Origin of the sequence: Pseudomonas putida NBRC 14164 (genome assembly GCF_000412675.1) — a bacterium.
Lineage (GTDB): Bacteria > Pseudomonadota > Gammaproteobacteria > Pseudomonadales > Pseudomonadaceae > Aquipseudomonas > Aquipseudomonas putida.
The window spans coordinates 150,450-165,840 of record NC_021505.1; the positions used below are offsets into that span (position 1 = coordinate 150,450).

Below are 15,391 nucleotides of genomic sequence, written 5' to 3' on the forward strand. Positions count from 1 at the left end.
GGTCTTGTGCCGGTAGTGGCGGCTATCCTATGAGGGCAAGCTTTCAGCCAGCTTTCGCTGAGGCAAAGGCGACGAGAGGTAGGTGATGCAGAATGTGACCGAAGGGGGCTGCCATTGCGGCGCCTTGCGTTACCGGTTGGAGGGTGACCTGACAGACATTGCCCACTGCCACTGCACGATTTGCCGCCGGGTAAGCGGTGGGCTGGTTGTGACCTGGGTCACCCTGCCCCGTTCGGGGTTTGTGTGGCTGGCGGGTGAACCGAACTGCTATGTGGCACCGGCCAGTTGCAGCCGGTACTTCTGCGGGCAGTGTGGGGCGCACGTCGCGCTGGTGACCACGCACAGCCCTGAGACGATCGACGTGACGGTGGCGACGCTGGATCACCCGGAGCGGGTGCGGGCCAGCCGGCATATCTGGGTGGGCAGCCGGTTGCCGTGGTTGCATCTGGATGAGGATTTGCCAGAAGAGGAAGGCGAAAGCCAGTAAGCAATTGTGCTGGTGCTGCAGGCCCTATCGCCGGCAAGCCAGCTCCTACAGGTACTGCGCAATATTCAAGGCCTGTGCAGAATTTGTGGGAGCTGGCTTGCCGGCGATAGGGCCGGTACAGCCATGCTTACAATTGCAGGCCACCCGCAGCTTTGTGCAGCGCCCGCAAATGCTCACCGATCTGCTTCACATTGGCCTCGACCGCGGCAATTTCCTTGGCCCGTGAGGGTTCCAGCAGCGCCCTCACCTCTTTGTCCAGGCTGGTGCTCAAGCGCAGCAGCTGCGCCTGGCGTTCGCTGCTGACCTGCTCGAGGTGCTTGCGCTCTTCGGGTTGCGGCAGCCCGTAGCCCTTGGCATCGAGCAACTCTGCCGGGCGGCTGAGGAAACCACTGTTGGCGAGCATCTGCTTGAGGGTGGCGTCAGCTTTGTTGATGCTGCCATCTTTCAGCGCCGCGGCATTCAGGTAACGTTGCTTGACCTCGTCCTGGGCCAGCAGCAGTTGCCGGCGCAAGCTGGCTTGTTCAAGCAGCAGCAACGCAGCGCTGGTGCGCAGGTCGGCCTTGGCGAACCAGGGGCGGCGCTGTTCGGCATCCTGGGCCAGCCAGTCTTCAACCAGGGCCTGCTTGATCGGCAGCTGTTTCCTCAGTACCTCGAACATGGCCTGGTAGCGGTCGCGGTACGAGTCGAAGCGGTAGCCCAGGCGCAACGCCTCGCGTGGGTCGTCGAGTACGCTGGTGTCGGCCAGCCCCCTGCCCTTGAGCACGGCCAGCAAACCGTTGGGCATGATGCTGTCGAGGTCGTTCAGGCGTGGGTTGGCGGTGCCGCTGCGCAGCAGTTTCAGTGACTCCACCGCACAGTTGTTGGACAGGAACCAATAGTTGCCGTCATAGCTCCAGTGCATCTCGGCGGCCTGACGCACCAGGTTCTCGACTTCATCGCGGCTGAGCTTCAGGGGTACCGAGGCCAGGCTACGCAGTTCGGTCTTGGTGTATTCATCGATCACCTGGCCCAGCGGCAGTACGAACAATCGCGAGGGGTAGACACCGATCAGGCCGTCCCAGCTGGACAGCTGCACGTCGTTGACGAAGGCGCGGTACGACAGCACCAGGCTCTGGTCGAGGTCCAGGCGGCAGTCCGGCCCGCGTGGGCGGCCGGGCTTGCAGATCACCAGGCGCAGCATGCTGTGGCCCCACCGGCTGACCAGGTTCTGGTTGGCTTCGGCCAGCAGGTAATCCACTTCATACACCCGCTCGGGGTCGATTTCACCCAGCGGCTGGCGGGCGAAGTCGCTGCCCGCGTTGATGAACGGCAGGCCCTTGGCGCAAGTGTCCTGTTGGGGTGCCCAGCCGAAATGTTCGCGCAGGTATTGGTTGAGTGCCGGGCGGCGGCAGCCGTAGCTCGGGTCGAGGAGGAAGTACTCCATGTTGACCGCGATGTACTCCTTGGGGCTGCTCAGCTCATAGCTGTCGGGGCTGCGCACGAACTGGCCATTGTGCTGTTCGCGCTCCCCGCGTCGGCCCACGTATTGCTGCCAGCCGGCCAGGTCGAGCAGGCGCGGGTCGTCGCTGAGGGTGAAGCGGCGCTCGGCCTGGCCGCGGCATTCTTCGGGCAGGCCAATCTTGCCCAGTGTGCCTTGCTGGCGCTTGCAGCGGGCAATCAGCGAATTCTCGGCACCGGTCCACAGGCGGGCACGGTCGTAGATATGGGTGAGCTCGTGCAGCACGGTGGCCAGCAGCTCCTCACGTACCGTGCCATGCGGGCGGTTGGTGCGCTCGGTGGCGGCGCTGCCATCGGTGAGGCCGGGCAGCAGGCGACGGTTGAGTTCGAGTGTGGACACCAGCGATGCCTGGCCGTAGGCGTCGGCAGGCATGTTGTCGCTCCAGCTGACCCGCACGCGGCGGTCCAGCTGTTGCTTGAAGCGCGGAGGCAGCTTGCCCATGGCCTCGTCGAGCAGGGCCTGGGTGGCTTGGGTTTGTTGGGGGTCAAGGCCGGATGCCTGCAGCTCAAGCTGCAGGTCGGCCAATGCGGGTGTGCCGAGCAGCGTCAGGACGCAGCCGAGCAGCCAGGCACGTATGCGGTTCACAGCGCGAGGATGGCTTCAGCCAGTACCTGATCGCTGGCACTGCGGGCTTCTGGCACACGCTCGCGCAGGGTGCTGAAGGCGGCCTCGAGCTGGACACCGCGAATGTCACCATTGCTGGCGACGAAGCTGGCGGCGTCATCGTGGGCTTCGCGTACCACTTTGGAGTCGCGAATGGATGTGGTGGTGTCTGAGGTGAAGTCGATCGAGCGGCCAAAGGCACGCACGATGATGTTGCTGGTGGCCACCAAGGTCTGTGCATGGGCCAGGTCGGCCAGCAGCAGCATGCCGAGGGTAGCGGCAATCAGCGGTTTACGCATGGAGCATCTCCGAAAAAATACAGGGAGTCAGATGTAGTTATTGGACGAGAATCGCCTGCGCCAGTTCCAGGTCGCCGACGGCGTGCTGTGAACAATTGTGGCGTAATGATTCCAGCGCGGCCTCCAGCCGCACGCCGCGGATCTGGCCGTCGCTGGCAACGAAGGCAGCCGCATCGTCGCGCGCCTGGCGTACCAGCTTGCGATCAAACGGTGCGGTGGTGACCTGGCTGGTGACATAGCCGGTGATGACCAGGCTTTGCGTGGTGGTATCCATGGCATGGGCACTGGCCATGCCGGCAACGGAGAACAGCAGCGGCAACAGATAACGCATGGGCTCTACAACGGCTCGGAACGTGGGCGGCAAAGTTGGGTGCGGCTGTGCTCGGGGTGACCAGCACAGCTGAACGGCTCAACCGGGCTCAGAGCGCCAGGATGGCCTGGGCCAGTTGCGCGTCGCTGGCCTGCAGCGCCGGCATCTGCGAGCGGATGTGCAGGAAAGCGCTCTCCAGCTTGGCACCGCGGATGTCGCCTTGGCTGCCAACGAAGCTGGCGGCGTCGTCACGGGCGGCCTGCACGATCTTGTCGTCTTTGAAAGACGAGGAGATATCGGAAGTGGCATCGGTGGATGCGGCTACTGCGCCAACGACGGCGTCGGTGGTGACAACGAAGCTGGTGGCGTGTGCGGTGCCGGCCAGGCTCAGCATCAGGGCGGTGCCACTCAGGTATTTACGGGACATGATGGTGAACTCCTGGACTAGGATCGGGTGGTTCTGTTTATCGGACGCTCATACAGGGCGTCGCGGTACGTTTAACAGCGGCTTTCAATAGACAGCTAAGGCAAGCGTATCACGCGCCGTTGTTTGTGGAAGTTAATGAACGGCACGCCAACTAACTGTACCTGCTTTATTCGAATATTTCTAAAACTGTACTGGTCTAACTGAAACGGCTCTAGCCTGCGGCCTGGGAATAAAAAAACCCGTTGCAGTCACCTGCAACGGGTTTGGGAATTCGCGGTGCCAGCGAAGCCGGCAAGCCGGAGCTTAGCGCCAGAAAGGCTTGCTCAGCTCTTCGTAACGCTGCGACTCGCTGATACCGGCGTCAGCCAGCAGGCGGCCGTCCAGGCGAGCCAGTTGACGGCGGCTGGCCATACGGCGCTGCCACAGCAGCAGGGTCGACAGTGCGCGCAGGGGCAGCGAGGCGTTGGATTGCTGGGCGTTGCTTTCAAAAACCAGACCGGAACTGAGGGTACGTTCCATGATGCTTCATCCTTCCGCTTATGGCGGGATTAGGTAGTGATTTAACTGATGCCAATGATCCTCCTCTGTTGTCCATAACAGTAGATACAGTTCTGTTGAAAGACGATGGCTCAGTTAACTGTGTAACCCTACTGTTGCACTCGAAAATGGCGCAACTGTACTGGTCTGCACGAATATGGTGCATTTTAAGGTCGTGAGAAGGTTTTGAACGGCAGGGACCGGCACAAAACCGGTACAGTAGAACAGTTTATGTCGAGGTAGATGACCCAACTGTGTAGCACAGGCTTGTAGGGGTGGCCTTGTGTCGCGATAGGGCCGCAGAGCGGCCCCAGTATTGCGATGTCACAGCTGAGTTGGAGGCGCTGCTGTGCAGCCCATCTGCATCAGCTAGCCAGCATGCGCCCGGTTTCTTCCAGGTTCTCGTGCCAGCTCAGCGCTTCACGCAGGATGTGCGGAGTGTGGCCGCCACGCTGGCAGGCGCGATCGAAGTAATCGTTCAGCGCAGCGCGGTAGTCTGGGTGCACGCAGTTGTCGATGATCGCCCGTGCCCGCTCGCGCGGCGCCAGGCCACGCAGGTCGGCCAGGCCTTGCTCGGTGACCAGGATGTCCACGTCGTGCTCGGTGTGGTCGACATGGCTGACCATCGGCACCACGCTGGAGATCGCGCCGCCTTTGGCAATCGACTTGGTGACGAATACGGCCAGGTGGGCGTTGCGGGCGAAGTCACCCGAGCCGCCGATGCCGTTCATCATCCGGGTACCGCACACGTGGGTGGAGTTGACGTTGCCGTAGATATCGAACTCCAGGGCGGTGTTGATACCAATGATGCCCAAGCGACGAACCACTTCCGGGTGGTTGGAGATTTCTTGCGGGCGCAGCACCAGCTTGTCCTTGTACCGCTCCAGGTTGCCGAAAACGTCGGCATTGCGGCGGCCGGACAAGGTGATCGAGCTGCCCGACGCGAAGCTCAGCTTGCCGGCGTCGATCAGGTCGAAGGTGGAGTCCTGCAGTACTTCGGAGTACATGGTCAGGTCTTCGAACGGCGACTCGATCAGGCCGCACATCACGGCGTTGGCGATGCTGCCGATACCGGCTTGCAGCGGGCCGAGCCTGTTGGTCATGCGGCCGGCTTCAACTTCATTCTTGAGGAAGTTGATCAGGTGGTCGGCGATGCCTTGGGTTTCGTCATCTGGCGGCAGTACGGTGGACGGTGAGTCCGGCTGGTTGCTGATGACAATGCCGACAATCTTGGCCGGGTCGATCGGAATGGCGGTGCTGCCGATGCGGTCATCGACCTTGACCAGCGGGATTGGCGTGCGGGTCGGGCGGTAGGTCGGGATATAGATGTCGTGCAGGCCTTCGAGGTTGGGGTTGTGCGAGAGGTTGATCTCGACAATCACCTGCTTGGCAAAGATCGCGAAGCTGGCCGAGTTGCCTACCGACGTGGTTGGCACGATGTGGCCTTGTTCGGTGATGGCCACGGCTTCGATGACAGCGATGTCCGGCAGCTTCAGCTGCTGGTTACGCAATTGTTCGACGGTTTCCGACAGGTGCTGGTCGATGAACATCACCTGGCCGTCATTGATGGCCTTGCGCAGGGTGCTGTCGACCTGGAACGGCATGCGGCGAGCCAGCACGCCGGCCTCGGTCAGTTGCTTGTCCAGGTCGTTGCCCAGGCTGGCGCCGGTCATCAGGCTGATTTTCAGTGGCGACTGCTTGGCACGTTCGGCCAGTGCATGCGGTACGGCCTTGGCTTCGCCGGCGCGGGTGAAACCGCTCATGCCGACGGTCATGCCGTCCTCGATCAGACCAGCGGCATCAGCCGCACTCATTACCTTGCTGTGCAGGGAGGACAAGCGGATACGATCACGGTACATGGATTGTTATCTCGGGCTACTGAAACTACTGCAGCGCAGTCTAGAGATTTAGCCCATTGCCGTCCCACGACCATGGTCGTATGAGAAGCCTTGAAGTAGAGCCGTTGATCCGGATCAATAAAAGGAAAGCCCCGGCTGAATCTGACCGGGGCTTCCTTTATATCAGTTGGTTTGCAGCGGCGGTTTTCACTCCACCGCCTTGACCATGTCTTCGATGACCTTCTTGGCGTCACCGAACACCATCATGGTCTTGTCCAGGTAGAACAGTTCGTTATCCAGGCCGGCATAGCCGCTGGCCATGGAGCGCTTGTTGACGATGATGGTCTTGGCCTTGAACGCTTCTAGGATCGGCATGCCGGCGATTGGCGATTTGGGGTCATTCTTCGCCGCCGGGTTGACCACGTCGTTGGCACCCAGCACCAGCACCACGTCGGCCTGGCCGAACTCGGCGTTGATGTCGTCCATCTCGAACACCTGATCGTACGGCACCTCGGCCTCGGCCAGCAGCACGTTCATGTGCCCGGGCATGCGCCCCGCCACCGGGTGGATGGCATACTTCACGGTCACGCCGTTGTGGGTCAGCTTCTCGGTCAGCTCCTTCAGCGCGTGCTGGGCACGGGCCACCGCCAGGCCATAGCCCGGGACGATGATCACGCTGTCGGCGTTGCTGAGCAGGAAGGTGGCATCGTCGGCCGAACCGGACTTCACCGGGCGTTGCTCTTTCGAGCCTTGAGCGGCGCCGGCGTCGGTATCGCCGCCAAAGCCACCGAGGATGACGTTGAAGAACGACCGGTTCATCGCCTTGCACATGATGTACGAGAGGATGGCACCGGACGAACCCACCAGCGAGCCTGCGATGATCAGCATCGAGTTGTTCAGGGAGAAGCCGATACCGGCGGCTGCCCACCCCGAATAGCTGTTGAGCATCGACACCACCACCGGCATGTCGGCGCCGCCGATCGGGATGATGATCAGCACGCCCATGACGAAGGCCAGGGCCAGCATCAGGGTGAAGGCGCTGTAATGACCGGTGAAGGTGAACAGCAGGCCCAGGGCGATGGTGGTCAGGCCGAGGATCAGGTTCAGCTTGTGCTGGCCGGGGAACTGTACCGGGGCGCCCTGGAACAGGCGGAACTTGTACTTGCCCGACAGCTTGCCGAAGGCGATCACCGAACCGGAGAAGGTGATTGCACCGATTGCAGCGCCGAGGAACAGCTCCAGGCGGTTGCCGGTGGGGATCGGGTCGCTGATTGCGGCAACGATGCCCATCGACTGCGGCTCCAGCACGGCGGCAATGGCGATGAACACCGCAGCCAGGCCGATCATGCTGTGCATGAAGGCGACCAGTTCCGGCATCTTGGTCATCTCGACGCGCTTGGCCATGATCGAACCGGCAGTACCACCGACCAGCAGGCCGACGATGACGTAGCCAATACCCGCGGTAGCCAGCTCGGCCCCCAGCTTATAGATGAGGCCAACCGTGGTGAGCATGGCGATGCCCATGCCGATCATGCCGAACAGGTTGCCGCGCCGCGACGTGGTCGGGTGCGACAGGCCCTTGAGCGCCTGGATGAAGCAGACCGAAGCGACCAGGTACAGAAGTGTTACCAGATTCATGCTCATGCTTACTTCTGCCCCTCGTTCTTGGCTTTCTTCTTGAACATCTCAAGCATGCGGCGGGTGACCAGGAAGCCACCGAACACATTGACCGCGGCCAGGGCCACGGCGAGGGTGCCCATCAGCTTGCCGGCAGGGGTCACGGTGAGGGCGGCGGCCAGCATGGCACCGACGATCACGATGGCAGAAATGGCGTTGGTCACGGCCATCAGCGGCGTGTGCAGTGCCGGGGTGACGTTCCACACCACGTGGTAGCCCACATAGATGGCCAGCACGAAGATGATGAGGTTGTAGATGCCATGGGAAATCAGCATGTCTTCCATTGTCGTGCTCCTTAGCCGTTCTTGCGGACGACTTGACCATCACGGCACATGAGGCAGGCCGCGACGATGTCGTCTTCGAGGTTGATGACCAGCGCGCCGTCTTTGTCGAACAGCAGCTTCATGAAGTCCAGCAGGTTGCGCGCATACAGCGCCGAAGCATCGGCACCCAGCTGGGCCGGCAGGTTGGTCGGGCCGACGATCGTCACGCCGTTTTCCTTTACCACCTGATCAGCAACGGTGAGCGGGCAGTTACCACCCTGCGCTGCAGCGAGGTCGATGACCACCGAGCCGGGCTTCATCTGCGCAACGGTTTCGGCGCTGAGCAGCGTGGGTGCCTTGCGGCCTGGGATCAGCGCCGTGGTGATGACGATATCCGCTTGCCTGGCGCGCTCGTGCACCGCCTGGGCCTGGCGTTGCATCCAGCTGGCGGGCATGGGGCGGGCGTAACCGCCGACGCCTTCAGCGCACTCACGTTCCTCATCGGTCTCGTAAGGCACGTCGATGAACTTGGCACCCAGCGACTCGATCTGCTCCTTCACGGCCGGGCGTACGTCGGACGCTTCGATCACTGCACCCAGGCGTTTGGCGGTGGCGATGGCCTGCAGGCCGGCAACACCCGCCCCCAGGATCAGCACGCGCGCGGCCTTCACGGTACCGGCGGCGGTCATCAGCATGGGCATGAAGCGTGGGTAGTAATGGGCAGCCAGTAGCACGGCCTTGTAACCGGCGATGTTGGCCTGCGACGACAGCACGTCCAGGCTCTGCGCCCGCGAGGTGCGTGGCGCGGCTTCCAGGGCGAAAGCGGTGATGCCGCGTTCGGCCATCTTGCCGATCAGCTCGCTGTTGAAGGGGTTGAGCATGCCCGCCAGCAGGCTGCCACTGTTGATCAGGGCCAGCTCCTGGTCGTTGGGAGCGACCACCTTGAGTACCAATTGGGCGCCGTAGGCATCGGCTGCGCTCCCAAGGGAAGCGCCCACGGCCTCATAGGCACTGTCCGGAATGCTGGCGTTGAGCCCTGCCCCCCGTTGGACGGTGACCTGATGGCCCTGGCCAATCAGTTTCTTGATGGTTTCCGGGGTCGCAGCGACCCTTGTCTCACCGGTCTGCGTCTCGAGAGGAACACCAATGTGCACGACTATTTCTCCTGCGGTGACCTTTTGTCTTTGTAAGAGCCAGCGCACTTCGGATGGTGCGCTGGGGCGGCTGTGGAGCGCCGACCCGCCGAATCCCGGGCGGGCGAAGCATTTTGCAGACGAACCCTGAGGCCTTCAACCGGTTATGGAGCGAAACGAAGTTAAAACTACAAGTCACCCTGTGACCGCTTGTCGCAGCGGTAAGGCTCCAGCCCGTCAAACATAGGCTATTGGGAGATTAGGAGAGAAAATCAAAAATATTTCGGTCAATTCGCTTATTGCACGGTGAATGTCGCAAAATACCGCGCAAAGCCGCGTGGTTAGCAGGGTTAAAGAGGGTTTACACGCTGGCATAACAGTTTATGCATATGCGACAAATACATACATCTGTAGGTGTTTAAAATAATTGACTACAGAGTCAATTTGTCGCACTTGGTCAGTTTGTTGCGGTGTAGGCCCGGGCCTGGCTCACCAGCCAGTCACGGAAGGCGCGCAGCGAGGCCGACTCCACCTTGCGCTCCGGAATCATCAGATAGTAGGCCTTGTTGCTGCTCAGGGCATGCCTGTTAGCGACCACCAACCTACCCTCCCCCAACTCGCGCTGGATCAGGAACGGGGGAATCAGCGCGATCCCCATTTCATGTATCGCCGCCTGGGCGAGCATCGAGAATAGTTCATAACGCGGGCCTGTCATGTCGCGCTCCACATTCATCCCCAGGCTGCCAAACCACTGCCGCCAGGCGTAGGGGCGCGTGCTTTGCTGCAGCAGCGGCAGTTGGGCGATGCGCTGTGCTTCGAGCATGCCCTGCCCAGCCAGCAATGCCGGGCTGCAGACGGGGACCGGGTTCTCCCCCATCAGCCGGTGCGACTGGGTGCCGGACCAGTCGGCATCACCGAAATAGATAGCGGCATCAAAGGGGGTGTCGGCGAAGAGGAATGGCCGGGTGCGGTTGGTGAGGTTGATCGTGACCTCCGGGTGGCGTTGCTGGAAGTCCTTGAGGCGCGGAAGCAGCCATTGGGTGCCAAAGGTAGGCACTACGGCCAGTTCGACCACGCTGGCGCCCTGCTGGCCCATCACCGACAGGGTATCGCGCTCTACGGCGTCCAGTTGTGCGGCAACCTGGCGGCTGTAGGAAAGACCGGCCTCGGTCAGCTTCACGCCGCGGCGCGAACGGCGGAACAGTTCCACATTGAGGAAGGCCTCGAGGCCGCCAATCTGCCGACAAACGGCGCCCTGGGTCAGGGCGAGTTCCTGCGCAGCCTTGGTAAAGCTCTCGTGGCGCGCCGCTGCTTCGAAGCAAACCAGGGCAGCGGTGCTGGGGATCTTGCGGCGCATGTACGTCAACCTCACTCGTAAGGCTGTTCATAAGGGGTTTGACCGATTTACGAAGTGACAAATTATCACTAATTGGTGCGCAATCCTCGTTTGTCCCGGCGGCCGATCAGGCCTAGGCTCAAAGGCACAAGAAACTGCCCCCTATTTCGAGGATTTCGCTCATGGCCGGTAAAGCAAGCTTCCACTGGATCGACCCGCTGCTGCTGGATCAGCAGCTCACTGAAGAAGAGCGCATGGTGCGTGACAGCGCTTATCAGTTCGCCCAGGACAAGCTGGCCCCGCGTGTGCTCGAGGCCTTCCGCCACGAGCAGACCGACCCGGCGATCTTCCGCGAGATGGGGGAAATTGGCCTGCTGGGTGCCACCATTCCCGAGCAATACGGCGGCAGCGGGCTGAATTACGTGTGCTATGGCCTGATCGCTCGTGAGGTTGAGCGTATCGATTCGGGTTATCGCTCGATGATGAGCGTGCAGTCGTCGCTGGTGATGGTGCCGATCAACGAGTTTGGTACCGAGGCACAAAAGCAGAAGTACCTGCCCAAGCTGGCCAGTGGCGAGTGGATCGGTTGTTTCGGCCTGACCGAGCCTAACCATGGCTCCGACCCTGGCTCGATGATCACCCGCGCCAGGAAGGTCGACGGCGGTTACCGCCTGACCGGGAGCAAGATGTGGATCACCAACAGCCCCATCGCTGATGTATTCGTGGTCTGGGCCAAGGACGATGCAGGGGATATCCGCGGCTTTGTCCTGGAAAAAGGCTGGCAGGGGCTCAGCGCCCCGGCAATCCATGGCAAGGTCGGCCTGCGCGCCTCCATCACCGGTGAAGTGGTCATGGACAATGTGTTCGTGCCAGAAGAGAACATCTTCCCGGATGTGCGCGGTCTCAAAGGCCCGTTTACCTGCCTCAACTCTGCCCGCTATGGCATCTCGTGGGGGGCGCTGGGTGCTGCCGAAGCCTGCTGGCACACCGCGCGTCAGTACACCCTGGACCGTCAGCAGTTCGGTCGCCCTCTGGCTGCCAACCAGCTGATCCAGAAGAAGCTGGCCGACATGCAGACCGAAATTACCTTGGCACTGCAAGGCTGCCTGCGCCTGGGGCGTATGAAGGATGAAGGTACAGCTGCTGTGGAGATTACCTCGATCATGAAGCGTAACTCCTGCGGCAAGGCGCTGGATATCGCCCGCATGGCGCGCGACATGCTGGGTGGCAACGGCATCTCCGATGAGTTTGGCGTGGCCCGTCACCTGGTAAACCTTGAGGTGGTCAACACCTATGAAGGTACTCACGACGTGCATGCACTGATCCTGGGGCGTGCGCAGACCGGTATCCAGGCCTTCTATTAATAAGGAGCCAGCCCATGGGCGCGCTATCACATCTGCGGGTGCTGGACCTTTCGCGCGTGTTGGCCGGCCCATGGTCTGGCCAGATTCTCGCTGACCTGGGTGCTGACGTTATAAAGGTGGAGCGCCCGGGCAGTGGTGACGATACCCGCGCGTGGGGACCGCCCTTCCTCAAGGATGCCGGGGGTGAAAACACCAGTGAGGCGGCTTACTACCTGTCGGCCAACCGTAACAAGCGTTCGGTGACCATCGATTTCACCCGGCCTGAAGGGCAGCGCCTGGTGCGTGAGTTGGCAGCGAAGTCCGATATTGTCATCGAGAACTTCAAGGTGGGTGGTTTGGCGGCCTATGGGCTGGACTACCAGAGCCTGAAGGCGATCAACCCACAGCTTGTCTATTGCTCCATTACCGGTTTCGGCCAGACCGGGCCGTATGCCAAGCGTGCGGGTTATGACTTCATGATCCAGGGGCTGGGTGGGCTGATGAGCCTGACTGGCCGCCCGGAGGGTGAGGAAGGCGCGGGGCCGGTCAAGGTGGGTGTGGCGCTTACCGACATCCTTACCGGGCTGTACTCAACGGTAGCCATGCTTGCCGCCCTTGCCCATCGGGAGCAGACCGGGGTGGGTCAGCATGTCGACATGGCGTTGCTCGATGTACAAGTAGCCTGCCTGGCTAACCAGGCCATGAATTACCTGACCACAGGCAACCCGCCTCGGCGCCTGGGCAACGCGCACCCTAATATAGTGCCCTACCAGGACTTCCCTACGGCGGACGGCGACTTCATTCTTACCGTGGGCAACGACAGCCAGTTCCGCAAGTTCGCAGAAGTGGCCGGGCAGCCACAATGGGCGGACGATCCACGTTTCCTTACTAATAAGCAGCGGGTGGCCAACAGGGTCGAGCTGATTCCACTGATTCGCCAGGCCACGGTGTTCAAGACAACCGCCGAATGGGTTGCCCAGCTGGAGGCTGCTGGGGTGCCGTGCGGGCCTATCAATGACCTGGCGCAGATGTTCCAGGACCCACAGGTGCTGGCGCGTGGGCTGGCGGTGAACATTCCGCATCCATTGGCGGGTAGCGTGCCGCAGGTAGCCAGCCCTATACGGTTGTCGGAGACGCCGGTGGAGTATCGACGGGCGCCGCCGCTGCTGGGTGAGCATACCGAGGCGGTACTGGGGGAAGTGCTGGGGCTGGAGGCAGGTGAGGTGCAGCGCTTGCGCGAGGCCGGGGTGCTCTAGAAACAGCTGGTGCTACATAAGAGCAGGGAGGCCGCCAGGCCTCCCTGCTTTGCTTTTCAGCGATATTAAGGTTTCTTGAAATTAAAGGTTGACGCCCTTCCGAATCGCCTTATAATGCGCCCCACTTCCAGCGACATCGGAACGACAAACTCCTTGAGATTCAATGAGTTAGGTAGTTAAGGTGGTGCAGAAAGGGCTACGATCGAAAGATCGCAAGCGGTTGAAATGGTGGTTGACAGCGCTTCTAAACGCTGTATGATTCACCTCCCGCTACGAGAGATCGCGGCGAGTTAAGTGTTTGAAGCTAAACGAGTTTCTCGGAAAAAACTTCAAAATAAACGCTTGACAGGCTCTGAGGAAAGCGTAGAATGCGCGCCTCGGTTGAGACGAAAAGCTCTTAACCAAACGCTCTTTAACAAATTGAATCAAGCAATTCGTGTGGGTGCTTGTGAGTATGGACTGATAGTCAACAAGATTATCAGCATCACAAGTGACCATGCGAGAAATCACATAGTCATTTGAGATTGCTGAGCCAAGTTTAGGGTTTCTTAAAAACCCAAGCAGTATTGAACTGAAGAGTTTGATCATGGCTCAGATTGAACGCTGGCGGCAGGCCTAACACATGCAAGTCGAGCGGATGAGAAGAGCTTGCTCTTCGATTCAGCGGCGGACGGGTGAGTAATGCCTAGGAATCTGCCTGGTAGTGGGGGACAACGTTTCGAAAGGAACGCTAATACCGCATACGTCCTACGGGAGAAAGCAGGGGACCTTCGGGCCTTGCGCTATCAGATGAGCCTAGGTCGGATTAGCTAGTTGGTGAGGTAATGGCTCACCAAGGCAACGATCCGTAACTGGTCTGAGAGGATGATCAGTCACACTGGAACTGAGACACGGTCCAGACTCCTACGGGAGGCAGCAGTGGGGAATATTGGACAATGGGCGAAAGCCTGATCCAGCCATGCCGCGTGTGTGAAGAAGGTCTTCGGATTGTAAAGCACTTTAAGTTGGGAGGAAGGGCATTAACCTAATACGTTAGTGTTTTGACGTTACCGACAGAATAAGCACCGGCTAACTCTGTGCCAGCAGCCGCGGTAATACAGAGGGTGCAAGCGTTAATCGGAATTACTGGGCGTAAAGCGCGCGTAGGTGGTTTGTTAAGTTGGATGTGAAAGCCCCGGGCTCAACCTGGGAACTGCATCCAAAACTGGCAAGCTAGAGTACGGTAGAGGGTGGTGGAATTTCCTGTGTAGCGGTGAAATGCGTAGATATAGGAAGGAACACCAGTGGCGAAGGCGACCACCTGGACTGATACTGACACTGAGGTGCGAAAGCGTGGGGAGCAAACAGGATTAGATACCCTGGTAGTCCACGCCGTAAACGATGTCAACTAGCCGTTGGAATCCTTGAGATTTTAGTGGCGCAGCTAACGCATTAAGTTGACCGCCTGGGGAGTACGGCCGCAAGGTTAAAACTCAAATGAATTGACGGGGGCCCGCACAAGCGGTGGAGCATGTGGTTTAATTCGAAGCAACGCGAAGAACCTTACCAGGCCTTGACATGCAGAGAACTTTCCAGAGATGGATTGGTGCCTTCGGGAACTCTGACACAGGTGCTGCATGGCTGTCGTCAGCTCGTGTCGTGAGATGTTGGGTTAAGTCCCGTAACGAGCGCAACCCTTGTCCTTAGTTACCAGCACGTTATGGTGGGCACTCTAAGGAGACTGCCGGTGACAAACCGGAGGAAGGTGGGGATGACGTCAAGTCATCATGGCCCTTACGGCCTGGGCTACACACGTGCTACAATGGTCGGTACAGAGGGTTGCCAAGCCGCGAGGTGGAGCTAATCTCACAAAACCGATCGTAGTCCGGATCGCAGTCTGCAACTCGACTGCGTGAAGTCGGAATCGCTAGTAATCGCGAATCAGAATGTCGCGGTGAATACGTTCCCGGGCCTTGTACACACCGCCCGTCACACCATGGGAGTGGGTTGCACCAGAAGTAGCTAGTCTAACCTTCGGGAGGACGGTTACCACGGTGTGATTCATGACTGGGGTGAAGTCGTAACAAGGTAGCCGTAGGGGAACCTGCGGCTGGATCACCTCCTTAATCGACGACATCAGCCTGCTGATGAGCTCCCACACGAATTGCTTGATTCTTTGTAAAAGACGATCAAGGCCTTGTGCAGGCCTGACGTTGTTCCTGATCAGAACTTGGAAATGAGCATTCGCTTCGAATGTTGATTTCTGACTTTTGTCAGATCGTTCTTTAAAAATTCGGATATGTGATAGAAATAGACTGAACACCAGTTTCACTGCTGGTGGATCAGGCTAAGGTAAAATTTGTGAGTTCTGCTCGAAAGAGCAACGTGCGAATTTTCGGCGAATG

At 60.0% G+C, this 15,391-nt stretch carries 13 protein-coding genes and 1 rRNA gene; 4 read left to right on the forward strand and 10 right to left on the reverse strand.

The features are described from left to right. The first annotated feature begins 85 nt into the window (after positions 1–85). On the forward strand, positions 86–487 hold the full coding sequence (locus tag PP4_RS00700) for a GFA family protein (RefSeq protein WP_016497441.1): 402 nt from the start codon (positions 86–88) through the stop codon (positions 485–487). A gap of 127 nt (positions 488–614) precedes the next feature. On the opposite strand, the gene PP4_RS00705 is transcribed toward PP4_RS00700, so the two are convergent. The 10 genes from PP4_RS00705 to PP4_RS00750 all read right to left on the reverse strand — a co-directional run bounded on the left by PP4_RS00705 (position 615) and on the right by PP4_RS00750 (position 10,429). Next, on the reverse strand, positions 615–2,570 hold the full coding sequence (locus PP4_RS00705; RefSeq protein ID WP_016497442.1) for a DUF7844 domain-containing protein: 1,956 nt from the start codon (positions 2,568–2,570) through the stop codon (positions 615–617). After that, positions 2,567–2,887, reverse strand: coding sequence for a DUF2388 domain-containing protein (locus PP4_RS00710; RefSeq protein ID WP_016497443.1), 321 nt, complete (start codon positions 2,885–2,887; stop codon positions 2,567–2,569). Before PP4_RS00710 ends, PP4_RS00705 begins: the two co-directional genes overlap by 4 nt. A gap of 37 nt (positions 2,888–2,924) precedes the next feature. After that, positions 2,925–3,218 carry a DUF2388 domain-containing protein gene (locus tag PP4_RS00715; RefSeq protein ID WP_016497444.1) on the reverse strand — a complete coding sequence of 98 codons (294 nt, stop codon included), beginning with the start codon at positions 3,216–3,218 and terminating at the stop codon, positions 2,925–2,927. A gap of 88 nt (positions 3,219–3,306) precedes the next feature. Beyond that, on the reverse strand, positions 3,307–3,624 hold the full coding sequence (locus PP4_RS00720) for a DUF2388 domain-containing protein (protein ID WP_016497445.1): 318 nt from the start codon (positions 3,622–3,624) through the stop codon (positions 3,307–3,309). 303 nt (positions 3,625–3,927) lie between these two features. Continuing rightward, a complete protein-coding gene (locus PP4_RS00725) occupies positions 3,928–4,143 on the reverse strand; it encodes a DUF1127 domain-containing protein (RefSeq protein WP_016497446.1) in 216 nt (71 codons plus the stop codon). 383 nt (positions 4,144–4,526) lie between these two features. Beyond that, on the reverse strand, positions 4,527–6,020 hold the full coding sequence (locus PP4_RS00730) for an acetyl-CoA hydrolase/transferase family protein (RefSeq protein WP_016497447.1): 1,494 nt from the start codon (positions 6,018–6,020) through the stop codon (positions 4,527–4,529). Positions 6,021–6,206: 186 nt separating this feature from the next. Next, positions 6,207–7,643 (reverse strand): NAD(P)(+) transhydrogenase (Re/Si-specific) subunit beta, encoded by a 1,437-nt coding sequence (locus tag PP4_RS00735; protein ID WP_016497448.1) that lies wholly within the window; start codon positions 7,641–7,643, stop codon positions 6,207–6,209. Positions 7,644–7,645: 2 nt separating this feature from the next. After that, positions 7,646–7,960, reverse strand: coding sequence for an NAD(P) transhydrogenase subunit alpha (locus tag PP4_RS00740; RefSeq protein ID WP_016484308.1), 315 nt, complete (start codon positions 7,958–7,960; stop codon positions 7,646–7,648). Between the two features lie 11 nt (positions 7,961–7,971). Next, positions 7,972–9,093, reverse strand: a complete 1,122-nt coding sequence (locus PP4_RS00745) for a Re/Si-specific NAD(P)(+) transhydrogenase subunit alpha (RefSeq protein WP_016497449.1) — start codon at positions 9,091–9,093, stop codon at positions 7,972–7,974. Between the two features lie 436 nt (positions 9,094–9,529). Then, the gene (locus tag PP4_RS00750; protein WP_016497450.1) at positions 9,530–10,429 is read right to left on the reverse strand and encodes a LysR family transcriptional regulator; all 900 of its coding nucleotides are present in this window, start codon (positions 10,427–10,429) and stop codon (positions 9,530–9,532) included. Between the two features lie 161 nt (positions 10,430–10,590). Between PP4_RS00750 and PP4_RS00755 the strand changes: the two genes are divergently transcribed. The 3 genes from PP4_RS00755 to PP4_RS00765 all read left to right on the forward strand — a co-directional run bounded on the left by PP4_RS00755 (position 10,591) and on the right by PP4_RS00765 (position 15,112). Further along, positions 10,591–11,772, forward strand: a complete 1,182-nt coding sequence (locus tag PP4_RS00755) for an acyl-CoA dehydrogenase (protein ID WP_016497451.1) — start codon at positions 10,591–10,593, stop codon at positions 11,770–11,772. A 14-nt stretch (positions 11,773–11,786) separates the two neighbouring features. After that, positions 11,787–13,007 (forward strand): CaiB/BaiF CoA transferase family protein, encoded by a 1,221-nt coding sequence (locus PP4_RS00760; protein WP_016497452.1) that lies wholly within the window; start codon positions 11,787–11,789, stop codon positions 13,005–13,007. 568 nt (positions 13,008–13,575) lie between these two features. Next, positions 13,576–15,112: ribosomal RNA gene (locus tag PP4_RS00765) — 16S ribosomal RNA — on the forward strand. Positions 15,113–15,391 lie beyond the last annotated feature (279 nt).